Annotated in this window: 15 protein-coding genes; 14 read left to right on the plus strand and 1 reads right to left on the minus strand. The window is 42.3% G+C overall.

Going from position 1 to position 16,098, the window contains the following annotated elements; translation table 11 throughout:
• Positions 1–6: 6 nt before the first annotated feature.
• The 14 genes from flhF to BVC89_RS11815 all read left to right on the plus strand — a co-directional run bounded on the left by flhF (position 7) and on the right by BVC89_RS11815 (position 15,225).
• The gene (gene flhF, locus BVC89_RS11750; protein WP_086931371.1) at positions 7–1,494 is read left to right on the plus strand and encodes a flagellar biosynthesis GTPase FlhF; all 1,488 of its coding nucleotides are present in this window, start codon (positions 7–9) and stop codon (positions 1,492–1,494) included.
• Between the two features lie 273 nt (positions 1,495–1,767).
• Positions 1,768–2,598 (plus strand): MinD/ParA family ATP-binding protein, encoded by an 831-nt coding sequence (locus tag BVC89_RS11755; protein WP_086931372.1) that lies wholly within the window; start codon positions 1,768–1,770, stop codon positions 2,596–2,598.
• A 40-nt stretch (positions 2,599–2,638) separates the two neighbouring features.
• Complete coding sequence (locus BVC89_RS11760) at positions 2,639–3,355, plus strand: RNA polymerase sigma factor FliA (protein ID WP_086934597.1); 717 nt, start codon at positions 2,639–2,641, stop codon at positions 3,353–3,355.
• A 329-nt stretch (positions 3,356–3,684) separates the two neighbouring features.
• Positions 3,685–4,071 carry a chemotaxis response regulator CheY gene (gene cheY / locus BVC89_RS11765; RefSeq protein WP_086934598.1) on the plus strand — a complete coding sequence of 129 codons (387 nt, stop codon included), beginning with the start codon at positions 3,685–3,687 and terminating at the stop codon, positions 4,069–4,071.
• A 24-nt stretch (positions 4,072–4,095) separates the two neighbouring features.
• Positions 4,096–4,896 carry a protein phosphatase CheZ gene (locus tag BVC89_RS11770; protein WP_086931373.1) on the plus strand — a complete coding sequence of 267 codons (801 nt, stop codon included), beginning with the start codon at positions 4,096–4,098 and terminating at the stop codon, positions 4,894–4,896.
• A 10-nt stretch (positions 4,897–4,906) separates the two neighbouring features.
• Positions 4,907–7,162, plus strand: coding sequence for a chemotaxis protein CheA (locus tag BVC89_RS11775; protein ID WP_086931374.1), 2,256 nt, complete (start codon positions 4,907–4,909; stop codon positions 7,160–7,162).
• A 77-nt stretch (positions 7,163–7,239) separates the two neighbouring features.
• Positions 7,240–8,313, plus strand: a complete 1,074-nt coding sequence (locus tag BVC89_RS11780) for a protein-glutamate methylesterase/protein-glutamine glutaminase (RefSeq protein ID WP_086934599.1) — start codon at positions 7,240–7,242, stop codon at positions 8,311–8,313.
• A 456-nt stretch (positions 8,314–8,769) separates the two neighbouring features.
• Positions 8,770–9,510, plus strand: coding sequence for a flagellar motor protein (locus BVC89_RS11785; protein ID WP_086931375.1), 741 nt, complete (start codon positions 8,770–8,772; stop codon positions 9,508–9,510).
• 12 nt (positions 9,511–9,522) lie between these two features.
• A complete protein-coding gene (locus tag BVC89_RS11790; RefSeq protein WP_086931376.1) occupies positions 9,523–10,452 on the plus strand; it encodes a flagellar motor protein MotB in 930 nt (309 codons plus the stop codon).
• A gap of 665 nt (positions 10,453–11,117) precedes the next feature.
• A complete protein-coding gene (locus BVC89_RS11795; protein ID WP_086931377.1) occupies positions 11,118–11,918 on the plus strand; it encodes a ParA family protein in 801 nt (266 codons plus the stop codon).
• 1 nt (position 11,919) lies between these two features.
• Positions 11,920–13,140: a chemotaxis protein CheW gene (locus BVC89_RS30335; protein ID WP_245929381.1), complete on the plus strand. Its 1,221-nt coding sequence runs from the start codon at positions 11,920–11,922 to the stop codon at positions 13,138–13,140.
• Between the two features lie 168 nt (positions 13,141–13,308).
• Complete coding sequence (locus tag BVC89_RS11805; RefSeq protein WP_086931378.1) at positions 13,309–13,794, plus strand: chemotaxis protein CheW; 486 nt, start codon at positions 13,309–13,311, stop codon at positions 13,792–13,794.
• A gap of 155 nt (positions 13,795–13,949) precedes the next feature.
• On the plus strand, positions 13,950–14,351 hold the full coding sequence (locus BVC89_RS11810; RefSeq protein WP_086931379.1) for a DUF2802 domain-containing protein: 402 nt from the start codon (positions 13,950–13,952) through the stop codon (positions 14,349–14,351).
• A 13-nt stretch (positions 14,352–14,364) separates the two neighbouring features.
• Positions 14,365–15,225 carry a hypothetical protein gene (locus BVC89_RS11815; RefSeq protein WP_158657888.1) on the plus strand — a complete coding sequence of 287 codons (861 nt, stop codon included), beginning with the start codon at positions 14,365–14,367 and terminating at the stop codon, positions 15,223–15,225.
• 95 nt (positions 15,226–15,320) lie between these two features.
• Here BVC89_RS11815 and BVC89_RS11820 read toward each other — a convergent pair whose 3' ends face one another.
• Positions 15,321–16,088 (minus strand): YciK family oxidoreductase, encoded by a 768-nt coding sequence (locus BVC89_RS11820; RefSeq protein WP_086931381.1) that lies wholly within the window; start codon positions 16,086–16,088, stop codon positions 15,321–15,323.
• Between the last annotated feature and the right edge of the window lie 10 nt (positions 16,089–16,098).

The raw sequence follows: 16,098 nt of genomic DNA on the forward strand, positions 1-16,098 counted from the left end.
ATATGGATGAAGACAGATAATACAAATAAACTTGTTAAGCGATTTGTTGCTCCAACAATGACTCGAGCACTGGAATTAGTGCAGCAAGAGTTAGGGCCTGAAGCTGTTATTCTATCCAGTAAGCGCTTGAGTAAAGGTGTAGAAATTGTCACATCCTTAGAGCCAGATTTACCTACCAGAGGAATCGAATCTCGTCGCCAGTTTGGTCAGAAATTTGACGCAGACGTTGACACTGCTTTCTCCAGTGACGAAGCATGGCAAGAGCAAGCTGGTATAGAAAAAGCTGCGGCATTTTATGGCGGTACCACTGAGCATAATGCTGAACAGTTCTCATCTAAGTCGCCTGAGCAACTAGCAAAAGAGATAGAAATAGCGCGCGAGAAAATGTTTGCTGCAAAAAGAAAAGCTCAGCAGCAGGCCCAACAGCAGGTAGATATTAATCAAAATCTTCATGCTCAAAGTGCGACAAAACCAACACTGTCGTTTGAGCCGCTGACAAATAGTACAGCGTCTGTTAACGGACGTGAAAGCTTCTCTGAAACTCTAAGCACTGTGACCCAAGAAGAAAAACAACAATTAGAGTCGTTAAAAAATGATATTGCAGATATGCGTATGTTGTTAGAGCAGCAACTCTGGCAAATGTCAGATAACCGCCAACAACTAACAACGGTTTACGCCCCGCAACAAGTGACATTGCCCAACCATTTTACTGTAGTGACAAAACATTTAAGCAAGTTAGGTTTGAGTGAAGAATTAGTGGATGAACTGGTAGCAGGAATTGGACATCAATTAAGGGCAAACCAAGCGTGGCGAGAATGTGTGGGCTTGTTATCTAAGCGTTTGCCGATCTGTCAACAAAGTATTCTGGATCGCCCTGGTATCTACGCTTTTTTAGGGCAGACTGGTGTCGGCAAGACCACTACTATTGCTAAGCTTGCGGCACAATATGTGTTGCGTCACGGTGCGGGCAAAGTGGCTCTTGTTACTACCGATACTTATCGAGTGGGCGCATTTGACCAACTACGTACTATGGGAAAGATTCTTAATGTTCCTGTTAAAGTCGTGGATTCGGAAAATAGCTTACTCTCGGTATTAGCATCTTTACGGCAGTTCCCACTCATACTGATTGATACAGCAGGTTTTCGTCTAGGTGATCCACTTTTAAAATCTCAACTTGCACAATTAGAATCAAGCCCGAGTATCCATCGTGTATTAGTTGTGTCATGTAACAGTCAAACTGCCACCATGAAAGCATCACTTCATGCTCATAAAGGTTCCCGTGGCTTATACGCCTGTGTGTTAACAAAACTTGATGAGTCGGCAAGTATCGGTGAAGCATTAAGTGTTGTTATTAAAGAGAATCTTCCCATTGCTTACACTACCGATGGACAGAATATTCCAAAAGATATTACGCAAGCTAGCGCCCATGGGTTAGTGGCAAAGGCAATTAAAGTTGTTAAAACCCAGGCATTATCTGGCGAACATTCTGCTTGACCTTATCCATACAGAGGAAAGCTATAAAGACGAGGGAGAAAAAGTGGCGAGTTTTGCTAAAATTAAGAAATCAGTTTGCGTTTTTTTTGTTGTGTGGGGCGCCATACCCAAACGATGAAACTGCATCAGCATTATCTAAATATATTTTATTATAAACATTAAAAGATAAAAATTATCAAGATCTAAAAAAGTGATTTTAATAGTTGAAAATACATTTTTTATAAAATGATAGTTTAAATAGTTATAGAAAATACATTCTATTGTGAGCCGTATATGACATTACATCACCCAATCAAAGTTATCGCTGTTACTGGTGGTAAAGGTGGCGTTGGTAAAACTAATTTATCTGTTAATTTAAGTATTGCTTTGGCGCAATTACGTCGTCGTGTCGTGCTTATGGATGCTGACTTGGGTTTAGCTAATGTCGATGTCTTACTCGGTTTACAAGCTCAACATACGATTGCTGATGTGTTAGATGGTAGCCATAGTTTACGAGATGTTATGATCAATGGCCCTGGAGGCATAAAAGTAGTGCCTGCATCGTCGGGTATTCAGCAAATGGCGAGTTTAACTCCTCAGGAGCATGCTGCGCTAATCCATGCTTTCAGCGAACTCAGTGATCAGTTAGATGCTCTGATTATCGATACTGCCGCTGGTATATCCGATACCGTAGTAAGTTTTGTTAGTGCCGCGCAGGAGGTGATCGTCGTTGTCTGTGACGAGCCCTCATCGATTACAGACGCATATGCATTAATAAAATTGCTCAATGCTGAATACGATATCTTTCGCTTTCGTGTCGTTGCTAATATGACGCGCAGTAATCAGGAAGGTATAAACCTATTTTCTAAACTGAATACCGTTTGTGAGCGTTTTATCGATGCTTCTTTGCAGTACATGGGCAATATTCCCTTTGATGAAAATGTCCGCAAGGCTATTCAGAAACGTCAGCCTATCATTCAGTTTGCGCCCCGCAGTAAGGCGGCAAGTGCAATTAAAACCCTTGCCCAAAAAGTTGATGACTGGCCAGTGCAAACGCTGCCTCGTGGGCACTTAGAGTTCTTTATTGAGCGGCTTTTACAAACTTCGAATGCTAGCGGCATGTAGTTGAGGCGTATTAATGACAGGGTATACAGCTGAAAACTTAATGGTATACGAGCAGACCAAAAGCAGGTCGTCGAATATCCAGGTTGAGGAGTATGCGCCACTGGTAAAACGTATTGCCCACCACATGATGGCTCGAATGCCTTCGTCGGTACAAGTGGATGATTTAATACAAGCTGGAATGATTGGCTTAATTGAAGCGTCACAGAAGTATGATGGTAGTAAGGGCGCCAGTTTTGAGACCTACGCAGGTATTCGTATTCGCGGTGCGATTGTGGATGAGATGAGGCGAGGGGACTGGGCGCCGCGCTCTGTGCATCGTAACAGTCGACGCGTTGCAGACGCCATTAATTCAATTGAAAAGCGAACGGGACGTGATGCTAGTGATACTGAAATTGCCGAAGAAATGCATGTCTCTTTAGACGAGTACTATGAAATAGCCAAAGATAGCGTGTCTACGCGTTTGTTTAGCTTTGACGAAGCCTATGAAGAGGATGAAAGTAAAATCCTGCACTCTGACAATGAAGCCCTTGACGGTCCCTCAGAAAAGGTTCATCAGCGAGCTATGCGAGAAGCGCTAGTGATGGCGATAGATGGGCTGCCCGAGCGAGAAAAGCTGGTATTGTCTTTATACTACGAACAAGAGCTAAATTTGAAAGAAATAGGCATGGTGCTTGAAGTTTCAGAATCTCGTATTAGTCAGATACACAGCCAAGCTGCGGCTCGTCTACGGGCGAGACTAAAAGACTGGATATCATAGCATCATCACACATCAGCATATCTCCCTTCAAGGTATTTAACTGCATTAAAACCCTTTCCCAAAATTTTAAATATTACGCCAATGATGTGCAAACTTTTGGGGTAATAAGAAGTTGAGAGATGTTTATATAGGAACTAAAAGTCATTTCCAAATTAAAAAACTGGATGACTGGCTACAAGCAGCTAGACTTGATATGAGGAACAGCGTTGAACTGCAAATCAATGTCTGCTAAGCCGTTGGTTTTTTGTAAAGGGATCTGGCCTATACGAGCAGTCATTTATTGTAGAACTGTTCGACAAAATCCTGGTAGCAGAAATTTGGAGGTTGTGTTGGATAAAAATATGAAAATTCTCATTGTTGATGACTTTTCGACAATGCGTCGCATCATCAAAAACTTGTTGCGAGACCTTGGCTTTACTAATACTCAGGAAGCAGATGATGGCTCAACTGCTTTGCCTATGTTGCGGGGTGGAGATTTCGATTTTCTAGTCACCGACTGGAATATGCCTGGCATGACCGGGATAGAATTGCTCAAAGAGGTACGAGCTGACGGCAAGCTCGTGTCGTTGCCTGTGCTTATGGTAACAGCGGAAGCCAAACGTGACCAAATTATTGAGGCGGCACAAGCTGGGGTAAATGGGTATGTTGTGAAACCTTTTACTGCTCAGGTGTTGAAAGAGAAAATCGACAAGATTTTTGAACGAGTCGATGGTTAACAACTACTACATATAGGTTGCTTAATGGAAAACACTGAACCATTGCAAGATGATCAGCAGTTTGTAGCTAGTCTTCAAGATTGTGCAAATCAGCTGGTTGAAAAGCTACAAGCAGATAATTACGACGAGGCTTCGGAGCTGATTCACAACCTCGTTGAAGCACGTAACAGCCATATTTTTCGCTCAGTCGGACAGCTTACACGAGGCTTACACGACGCTATCGTAAACTTTCATGTCGACTCCGAACTTGATCAGCCATCGGGTTCAGGCAGCGATGTTGAAATTAGCGATGCATCTGACCGCTTACAGTACGTGATGAACTTAACTCAAGATGCTGCCGATAAAACCATGGATAAGGTAGAAGCTGCTGCTCCTATTGCAATGAACCTAGGTGAGGAGTCGGCAAAATTAAAAGAAGAGTGGAAGCGTTTAAAGCGTCGCGAAATAGATAAAGATGAATTTAAGGTATTGTACGACCGCATCGATGGATTTCTAGATAAGATGGGAGATGGTACCGAAGAACTTAATAAACATTTACAAGACATTATTCTTGAGCAAGGCTTTCAGGATTTGACAGGTCAGGTATTGAAAAAAGTTATTGGCCTGGTAAGTGATGTTGAAAAAGAGCTTGTTAACCTGATGAGAATTGCATGCCAGGTAGAAGAAGTGACGGGCCTTGCTGATAACGAAAAGCTAGAGCCAGAAAATGTGCACAGTCGAGCTGCTGGCGAGGGGGTTGGGCCGCAAATTCATGCGGATAAGTTGTCGGACGTTGCGTCCAGCCAAGATGAAGTTGATGATTTGCTTTCTAGTTTAGGGTTTTGAGGAGCGCTGAATGAGTTTTGGCGATGATGAAGAGATCCTTCAAGACTTCTTAGTTGAAGCGGGGGAAATAATCGAGTTGCTTTCCGAGCAACTTGTCGATCTTGAACAACGACCAGATGATATCGATCTACTTAACGCAATATTTCGCGGGTTTCACACAGTTAAAGGTGGTGCAGGATTTTTGCAGTTGAACGCGATGGTAGACTGTTGTCATATCACAGAAAACCTATTCGATATTTTACGCAATGGCAAACGGGCGGTAACACCAGAATTAATGGATGTGGTGTTACAAGCGCTGGATACGGTAACGAACCAATTCTCACAGATTACCAATCGTGAAGAACCTTCACCAGCAGACCCGGCATTGATTAAGCAGTTAGAGCGTCTAGTATCCTTAGAAGATCTCAATGGTGATGACGGTGGCGGTGACGAGGAATCTGCGCCACCTGCTCCTGAGGCAGGCTCGCAAGCAGAGCCTGCTAGTGATGATAAAATTAATATCACTGATGATGAATTCGAAGAATATCTCGATGCTATCGATGAAAAAGAAGGAGCAAATGCGCAAGCCAGCTCGCAAACGGCCGATTCTGATAACGACGATATTTCAGAAGATGAGTTCGAGGCTCTACTCGATAAATTACACGGCAGTGGCAGCCCAGGTGCCTCTCAAGCGGATAAACCTGCTACCTCATCATCTGCTGATGGTAATAAAGATATTACTGAAGATGAATTTGAAGATTTACTTGATAAGTTACATGGCAGCGGTAAAGCGCCTTCTGCACCCTCTGCGAGTGAAACTGAAAGTGCGCCTTCTGCTGATAATAATGGTGCTGGTAAGCAATCTGGCGACGATAACCTTATTACAGACTCCGAATTCGAAGACTTATTAGATCAGCTACATGGTAAAGGCAAAGGCCCTGAAACTGCTGCTAAGCCTAAACCTGCGGCCAAATCAAAGCCCGATGCTGCTGCTAAGAAAGATAAAATAGTTGCAGCGCCCCCTAAGGCTGCCAAACCTCCTGAGCCCGCGGCCAAGCCTGAACCACCCAAGCGGGAGCCAGCTGGAGGCGGGCAAAATAATGCAGCGCCAGCAGAAACGACCGTTAGGGTCGATACCCAGCGCCTAGACGATATTATGAATATGGTCGGTGAGTTAGTATTGGTGCGTAATCGACTTGTTCGACTAGGACTTGAGAGTCCTGATGAACCAATGCAAAAAGCGGTTGCCAACTTAGATGTGGTCACTGGAGATCTACAATCGGCCGTCATGAAAACACGTATGCAGCCGATCAAAAAAGTCTTTGGACGCTTTCCGAGAGTTGTAAGAGACTTGGCCCGTAATCTTAAAAAAGAAATTAGTTTAGAGTTGCAAGGTGAAGAAACGGATCTGGATAAAAACCTCGTTGAGGCATTGGCAGATCCTCTAGTCCACTTGGTGAGAAACTCTGTGGATCACGGTATTGAGTTACCTACTATCCGGGAAGAAAAAGGCAAGCCGCGAGAAGGTAAAGTGGTGCTTGCTGCAGAACAAGAAGGTGACCATATCTTACTATCGATTACCGACGACGGTGCAGGTATGGATCCGGATGCATTGCGCAATAAAGCTGTAGAAAAAGGTGTTTTAGATTCGGATGCCGCCGCTCGTCTGACAGATGTAGAGGCCTATAATTTAATTTTTGCTCCAGGCTTTTCTACCAAAACTGAAATTTCCGATGTCTCCGGTCGCGGTGTTGGCATGGACGTTGTGAAAACTAAAATTACCCAGCTTAATGGCTCAATTGAGATTAGTTCTAAAATAGGTGAGGGCACACGCTTTGTTATTAAAGTGCCACTGACATTGGCAATTATGCCCACCTTAATGATTCAGCTTGGGAATCAAACATTTGCGTTACCCTTGGTGAGTGTCAACGAAATTTTTAATATGGATCTGGCGAAAAGTAATATTGTCGATGGGCAAGAATGTATCACCATTCGTGAGAAGGCCATCCCCATGTTTTACTTGAAAAATTGGTTGGTGAAAAATAATTTCATACAGCAAGTTGAGGATATGGAAGGACATGTTGTTATTGTTTCGGTTGGAACTCAACGAGTAGGTTTTGTCGTCGACCAGCTTATTGGTCAAGAAGAAGTTGTGATTAAACCTCTTGGACGTATGTTGCAGGGAACTCCTGGAATGGCCGGAGCAACCATTACTGGAGACGGTACCATAGCACTTATTTTGGATGTACCAAGTATGTTAAAAGAATATGTTGGCAGTGCCGCTTAAGGCTTGTTAATAGGTTCTAAGTAGATAGGTAGTAATCATATAGATAAACTCCTTAACTGTTAAACCTAGGAGAAATGGTGCCATACAGTGTTTTAGTCGTCGATGACTCTCATTTTTTTCAAATGAGATTGAAAGATATTATCAATGAGCACAAAGATCTGAACGTGGTTGGTGTTGCCACTAACGGACAAGAAGCGATTGATATGACGGCAAAGCTAAAACCTGATGTAATATCGATGGACTACGAAATGCCTTTTTTAGACGGCATATCTGCGGTTAAAGCTATTATGGCAGAAATACCGACACCGATAATTATGTTTTCCTCAATGACTTACGAAGGTGCTAAAATTACTCTCGACGCTCTAGATGCTGGTGCCGTTGACTTTATGAATAAAAATTTTGCTGAAGTGTCATCAAACTCGGCAATTTTTAAGAAAAAATTTCACGAAAAGCTCATTGTTTTTGCGCAAAGAGGGTATAAAAAATCCCCTAGTCGTTCGTCTTCTTTTATTACTGCTCCAAGAACACCGCCTCTTGTTGATACCTCCACACGATCTATTGTAAGAAATGATAGCAAGCGTTTAAAAGGTAAAATTAAACTCATAGCAATAGGTGCATCAACAGGAGGGCCGGTAGCAGTAGCTGATATTGTCACAGGCTTAAAAGGTAAGGTTTCAATACCGATTCTTATTATTCAACACATGCCGGAGAATTTTACTCGTGCCTTTGCTGAGCGTCTTGACAGGTCGACTCCACTCACGGTCAAAGAAGCTGAAAATGGCGATATGTTAAAAAAAGGTCATGTATTAGTAGCGCCAGGAGGTAAGCAATTGATGGTCGATCGTTCTGGTAACTCTATTAAAATTGTCGCCGGTGATAATCGTGTTAACTATAAGCCTTGTGTTGATATTACCTTTGCATCTGCGGCAATTGCCTATGGCAGCGCTGTGCTGGGAATTGTGTTGACCGGTATGGGATCTGATGGTTGTGAAGGGGCGCGCTTGTTAAAAGATAAAGGCTCAACTATATGGAGTCAAGATGAAGACAGCTGCGTTGTATACGGAATGCCGGCGGCGGTGGCGAAGTCTAATATTTCCAGTTGCATTTTGCCCTTGAAAGATATTGCCCAGAAAATAGTGGATAGTGTTTAGGAACCTCTGATTAACCTCGTATAGTTTCTGGCTTACAGGCGTTGCCGAGATCAAGGCGCCTCTTGCAGGCAATGTCTAGACCTTGGCAAAAGAGGCAACACAGAGATCGGTAACGCCTGCAAGCCCCGTAGGGCGTGGCTAAAATGTGTTTATGCTGTGTTGGACTTCTTGCTAAGGGCTACGGCCATTAGCGGCGAAGCCCGCCTTGCCTAAACACATTTTAGACTCACGCAGAAATCATTCGTGGTTAATCAGAGGTTCCTTTAACATGTTATTTTTCAATTAAACTTCTATAATAAATGTTAACCCAGCTGACGAATATGCCTTGTCGACATACTCGTCTGTCATCTCTTAACGTACAGCGGAATTAATTTTCGCACGAGAATTTTGTAATTAAGTCGTCTTAATTAACAAAAGGTTCCCTATATTACTTCCTCGCGGGCGGAATATACAACTGTGGATGTGTTGAGTTTTATTGGTGTTATTATTGGTTTTGCTGCACTTCTTGGTGGAAATTTCCTAGAGGGGGGCTCATGGTCTTCCCTGGTAAATGGCCCTGCGGCGATTATTGTTTTTGGCGGGACCCTTGGTGCGGCGATACTACAAACACCTGTTAGCGGTTTAAAACGAGCGTTATCCTTATTTAAATGGATCGTAAAGCCTCCTCATCAAAAGTTTAAGCAAGGCATTAAACATGTTGTGTCATGGGCCATTGCTGCTAGGCGAGATGGCCTATTGGGCTTAGAAAATATTTCAGAGAAGGAAAAGGATCGTTTTTCACGCAAAGGCTTGCAGCTATTAGTTGATGGTAGTGAGCCCGATGTTATTCGCCATGTTATGGAAACCGATCTTATTGTTGCCGAGCAGAGAGATAACGACGCGGTACAATTTTATGAAAGCATGGGAGGCTATGCGCCGACTATTGGTATTATCGGTGCTGTTATGGGTTTAATCCATGTGATGCGTCATTTAGCCGATCCTTCACAGCTTGGACCCGGTATAGCAGTAGCATTTGTTGCCACTATTTACGGTGTTGCTTTAGCTAATCTTTTTTTATTGCCAATAGCTAATAAACTCAGAGCTTGTATTAAACAGCAATCCCAGTATCGTGAGTTAATTATCGAGGGCATTATTGCTATTGCTGATGGTGAAAACCCCAAATCTATCGAAATGAAGTTGAGTGGGTATTTGCATTAGAGGTGCCTATTAATGATTCGCCGCAGCCCAATTGAGACCAAAGTTAATCATGAGCGATGGTTGATATCTTACGCTGATTTTATCACCTTATTATTTGGTTTCTTTGTGGTGATGTATTCTATTTCACAAGTTAATGAAAATAAGTATAAAGTATTGTCGGATACATTAGAGTCTACATTTTCTAATATTGTTGATAGTGGTATAAAAGACACTGACTCAAATGATATTGAAGGCTTTAACAACAATAGTAATTTAGCTGAATTAACCGAATTATCAGAGCGGCTAAAAGAATCACTATCCTCCCTTATTGATGATGATGCGGTAAGTGTTTTTGCCAATGAGGAGTGGGTAGAAATAACATTGAATGCTAATATCCTATTTACTAGTGGCAATGCAGAGTTAGCTAAAGATGCCAAAAAGCTTTTGACATCTGTGGCTGATATATTAGTTCCCTATGACAATGCCATTGCTATTGCCGGTCATACAGATAATTTACCTATAAGTAATACGCGTTTTCAAAATAATTGGGCATTATCATCAGCAAGAGCGGTTTCCGTCGTTAATCTTATGTCTTTTCAGGGGATAAATCCTGAGCGTTTGTCGGCGGTGGGTTACGGCGAGTACCGACCCATCGTAAGTAACGATACTGCCCAGGGCCGTATACAAAATCGTCGTGTGGTATTAAGGGTGGGACGTGATGCCGCAACCACTAATATCTTGCCGTTAGAGCATTATGTTAATGCACAACATGATGATACTGATAAAGGTGGAGCTCAGAAAAAAATCACACTTGAACTACCCTCTGAAAGGCGTGAAAGTGTCACACCTAGACCGCGTCCAACTGCCTCAGAAAATGCTGTTAAACCTGTAAGGTTAAAAGGCGGTGGATTGCTCTTTAGCCGCGACCCTAATCTTCCTCGTAATAATCCTCCTGTAGAATAAAGTCACAATTGGTCTAAGAAATGCTTAACAATTATTGCAATGGAACTTAATAATAGTGGATAGTACTTTTTATTATAAATAAAAACCTTTAAGTTCTTTTTATTTAAAAAACTGCGTAACAGCTTGATATATTAGTTGTTCTGAGGAAAAAGCTTGCCGCTGTTATTATTTTGCCAGATGTCTTTTTTAATCTTTGTCTACAGCAAGTCGCGTAAACGCCGATAACAAGAGAAGAAAAGACATGAAAACAGGTTCTAACTAAGAGTATATGCTTAGTCTTTAAGAGCATATGCACTTAATTAAAATTTTTATTGGTATCCCCAGCTTATCTGGAGTTCTATAATTGAAAGTAGATTCTAAAATGATAGCAAGGCTTTGGGGTGTGAAGGTGGCCCATAGATATAGGTCTAGATGAGGGACGCTATATACTAATGTGGCAGAAATAAAGAGAACACATCAATACCAGACCTTCGGAGGCAAGACCTCATTGCCGCTTGAAGGTATCTTGATGCTGCTGACGGTATCTTGATGCCGCTTGAAGGCAGACCAACGCAGAGCGTACATGGATGTATTCACCGCGAGTATGGTAATGGTGTGTATTCTTCCCAAGTGTCTTGGTAGTAATTTATTGTGTTAATAGGATAAGCACTCAATAGGTAAATCGCGTGCAAGTGTGGACAGTCTCAAATCAAAAAGGTGGTGTTGGCAAGACCACGACGACCGTAGCTTTAGGTGGTATTGCTGCTGAGTCTGGCCTGCGCGTCTTGCTTATAGACCTAGACCCTCACGGCTCGCTAACTTCCTACTTTCGGCATGACCCCGATAGTTTAAGCCAGGGTGTATATACTTTATTTACCGAGAGAAAAAAACTGTCGCACAGTATTATTAGTGGTCTTATTCTTTCTACTCCTCACCAGGATATAAGCCTGTTACCTGCCACTACACCTTTAGCAACACTTGAACGGCAGGGTATCGGAGATGGAATGGGGTTGGTAATAAGTAAGGTGCTTTCTTTCGTTGCTTACGACTTTGATCTCGTCATTATCGATTGTCCGCCACAACTGGGCGTGCTGATGGTAAATGCCTTGGTGGCCTGTGAAGAACTTATTATTCCTGTACAGACGGAGTTTTTAGCGATAAAAGGGCTTGAGCGTATTTTACATACCCTGAATATGTTGAGCCATTCACGTAAACAAACACTCGATTACATTATTGTGCCGACTATGTATGATCGTCGCACACAAGCTTCTGTTGGCAGCCTAAGGGCTATTCGCAATGGTTACGGTGAAGCCGTTTGGCCAGGTAAAATCCCGATTGATACTAAATTTCGTGATGCCAGCAGGGAAGGGCTTCCTCCTAGTCAGTACGACAGTGCTGGCCGTGGGGTTGAAGCTTACCGTAGCTTATATAACTACCTTAACCAGCGTGCGAGAAACACGCTAGCGATGCAGCATCAGGGAGCTTGATGTGGTAGATCGACCGATAGACGATGTTTTGCAGGTATACTTTAATGACCTCCTTGGCGAAGACAGAGAAGATGAATCATCGCAGTCTTCCTTAGCTACGAAGCAAAAACGTCATTCACCTATTGTCGTCACTGAAAATAAATCACGTCCAAGGCTTAAGTGTGTGCCTTCGCCTGTGAAGAAAGAGGCTGATACTAAAAAGATACCTGAGGTAGATTTAGAGAAAAGAAGCCATATTAATAGTAAGGACAGCAACGCTGCTGGGCAACATGATAATGATAGTCAACGCCGTCCCGTGACAAAAGAAAAAGATGTTGACGGCTATATAACAGATCATGTCATCGCAAAAAAAGCAGATACTTCGCCACCAGCATCATCGCCTGAGCAACAACAAAACACCCTTACCCTAGAGCAAAAAAGAGCTGAATTAAAAAAAGCGATGTTGCCGCCGGCAAACGATGGTGTTAAGCCGCCGCCGGCAAATCATACTATTAAAGAGAAGCAACGTCAGTGTGAGCATCCTACACAAACGCTTTTAGAAAGCGATAGGCGTGAAAAATTACAACAGCTTCTTGATCGGCAAACTATGACAGAGTTGATGCCGACGTCTATAGAAGTTGAAGCGCCCGCCGTCGACCATGCATTAACAACTGAGGAGAAAACGCTAGATCAAAGTAATGCCAACACTGATATACCCACTAAAAAGGATCATCTTCTTGACGATAAGATATCGAGTAATGTTAAGCAAGCACAGATTGCTGTTCGTCCCTCATGGGCACAAGAGGATTTTGAAGTGCTGTTGTTTGAGGTGTCGGGCTTATCCTTAGCTGTTCCTTTGGTGGCCCTAGGGCAAATTGTGCCAATAGATGATAAGCTGACCAGCCTTACTGGCCAATCAAAATGGTTTATGGGAATCTTACCTTCACATGTGGGAGACATTCGTACTGTTAACACCTCACTTTTTGTTATGCCCGAACGGCACAAGGACGGAGATGAGGACAAAGCAAAATATGTGGTTACCATTGATGGCATGCCATGGGGCTTGGCGGTAGATGCCGTTAATCAGCCGATCAAACTCTCACCTAATGATGTTAAGTGGCGAAATCAGAGAACCAAGCGGCCTTGGTTGGCTGGCACCGTAAAGTCTCATATGTGCGCACTAATTGACATTCCACAAATGGCGTTACTACTTGAACAGTGTGACAAAAATAGAGACGCCTGAAGCTCTATGAGTACTGCGCTACTGAAAAACCTTCATAACCACTGGCACAGATGCTGCAATTAACTATATTAAAGAATATAGCGACTAAATTTTGACGATAAACCTATGTGCTGTTACGGACACTAATAATGGTTTATTTGATTTTATAGCGATTCTTGGAAGGCATTCATGACAGTTAATTTAAAAAGTAAGAAGGCAGGTGAAGATCCCATGTTGCAGTGGGTGACCTTCAAACTTGCGGGTGAAAAATATGGCATCAATGTCATGCAGGTGCAAGAAGTTCTGCGCTATTCGGAGATAGCACCCGTACCTGGCGCTCCTGACTACGTGTTGGGCATTATTAATCTACGTGGCAAAGTGGTGACAGTGGTAGATATTCGCACGCGCTTCATGCTGCCCAGTGCTGAGGTGACGGATAACAGTCGTATTGTGGTAATTGAAGCTGAAGATCATGTTATTGGCATCCTTGTAGACAGCGTCGCAGAGGTGGTTTATCTAAGACAGTCAGAGATGGAAACCGCGCCGAGCTTGGGCAATGATGAAAGTGCCAAATTCATCCAGGGTGTCTGCCACAAAAATGATGAACTGTTGATTTTAATTGAACTGGATAAATTATTGACAGATGAAGAATGGGCCGAAATGGCAATGTTTTAAATGATCGATGTGATACGGGTTTGTCTGAGCGAAACCAAATCGACAAATCTATATTAATACCAAAATACATTAAATAGAAACATTAATCCCACATCCTCACTGTATTACTGATGATACATGTGGCTGTGGCAAAAGTGATATCGAAGGTGTAAGAAATGGATATCTCAACAATGGAATTTATCATTATTTTATTAATCTGTGTTAGTGCTGGCATTGTGCTTGGATTAACTGCCTGTTTTGTTATGTTGAATCAATATCGACATGCCTGTCAGAGCCAAATAAAAAAAATTGAATCTACTGTTAATATTATGACATCTGGCTCTTTAGGCATGGGGCAGAAAATGCTAACACTAGAGAAAAAAGTTTCCAATTTGCGTCATGCTCAAAATGAAATGAAGGTCAGCGACGTGGATTTTTCTTACACGCAAGCACAAAAGCTTATTGCGCAAGGAATGGATAGCCGAGCAATTGCTGCTAACAGCGGGTTATCGGCATCCGAAATAAACTTAATGCGCTTATTACATCAACATCACTCTGATGGTTGTGCCCGTGTATAGTAGCAGCTTTACATTGAGGCGGATTATTTTTATCAGCTTCTGTCTGTGTTGTTTCAGTGGATGTTCTGTCAGTGAGAGAATCACTTATCAAGATGATGAAGGCCTTATTCCCAATAAGCTATTAAAGAAAGTTAAGAAAAATAAAACTGATAAAGCATGGATAGTTGCTCGTTTTGGACAGCCTTATACTATTGATAGAGTCGAAACCTACACAGACGCTGCTCATAATGAAGACTCTATGCCCATGAATAATCGCATGCACAGTGGTATGATGGACAAAGCTGTAATGGAAAAAGCTATGATGGATAAAAGTATGGCCAAGAATATGGGCGAGGTAACAACACCTTTAACCTTGTTTGAGGTCTACACCTATCGTTTTACTCGTTCGCAAATTCGTTCAGGTCATGCTCTCTTTTTTTTTAATGCCGCCGGTCGTAAAGATGATGTTGAATATTATCATGTAGCTTTTGACGAAAATATTGTACGAAAATCCTGGATTGATAAATATCCTCGAGCTCAGCTAGGAATGCGTAAGCACCTACAAAAAATTGTTACTCATCGCTTGCAGAGCCAAGAAAAATCTAAACTCAGAAAAAATCGCTCAGCATGGCGCCTGCCCTCATTAAAAAAATGGCTATTTAAAGGTAAGCCTGAGCAAAAGCCAGTAGAAAAAATGACGCCTATTCAAGCTGCATTGGCTAAGCAAGATTCTGTCGACATATCTTCAGCGCAAAAGCCATCTATGACGGTTGATAACACAGTCACTACTAAAGATTTAGATGAGACGGTAAGTTCAAACGACAAGGAATTAATGAAAGATAGTCAAATGGAAAAGCAAAATATGAAAAAAGATAAGAGCGCTCAAAATAAATAGCGATATAAAAATAATAAGATTGATATCGTCCCGTCTTAATTAGCGGGACAGAATCTATCAACTCAATACATATTTGCTTTCAAACTTAATAATAACTAATTTTTGGGTTGGGCATTAAGCTGAGTGCCATTAACATCTTTGCTATCATCACCTAACAAAAATAAATAAGGCTTCATTATATCTTCTGCGGGAGGTACAGAACTTGGATTTTCAGCAGGATAAGCACTGGCGCGCATACGTGTGCGAGTACCACCTGGATTGATGGAATTTACGCGAATATTATTAGTGCCATCAAATTCGTCGGCGAGTATTTCTACCATATTCTCACAGCCAGCCTTAGTCACCGCGTAAGCGCCCCAGAAAGCTCTTCCTTTTATCCCAACAGATGAGCCTGTGAAAACGATACTGGCATTTTGTGACTTGCTCAATAGTGGAACAAGGGATTTGGTCATGATAAAAGGTGCGGTTAAATTTACCTGCAACAATTTTTGCCACTGCTCTGAGGGGTAGTTTGTCAGAGGCGTTCTTGGGCCTAGTTCGCTGGCATTGTGCAATAGGCCATCCAGGCGACCAAACTCTTCGTTAATACTGTCATGCATAGCCTGATAATCGTGATCGCTTGCGCTTTCTAAATTCATAGGGAATATGGCAGGTTGAGCCAGTCCTTGACGCTCGATTTCATCGTATACTTCTTCTAATTTTTGTAGAGTGCGGCCAAGCAAAATAACGGTTGCGCCGTATTGTGCAAATGTTAAAGCAGCAGCTTTACCTATACCTGCACCGGCGCCTGTAATTAAAATCACCTTATCTTTCAATAAGTCTTTAGCTGGGGAATAATTATTAAAAAATTCCTTATCGAACATTTTCTTTACC

The sequence above is a fragment of the Agarilytica rhodophyticola genome (assembly GCF_002157225.2).
GTDB classification, from domain to species: domain Bacteria; phylum Pseudomonadota; class Gammaproteobacteria; order Pseudomonadales; family Cellvibrionaceae; genus Agarilytica; species Agarilytica rhodophyticola.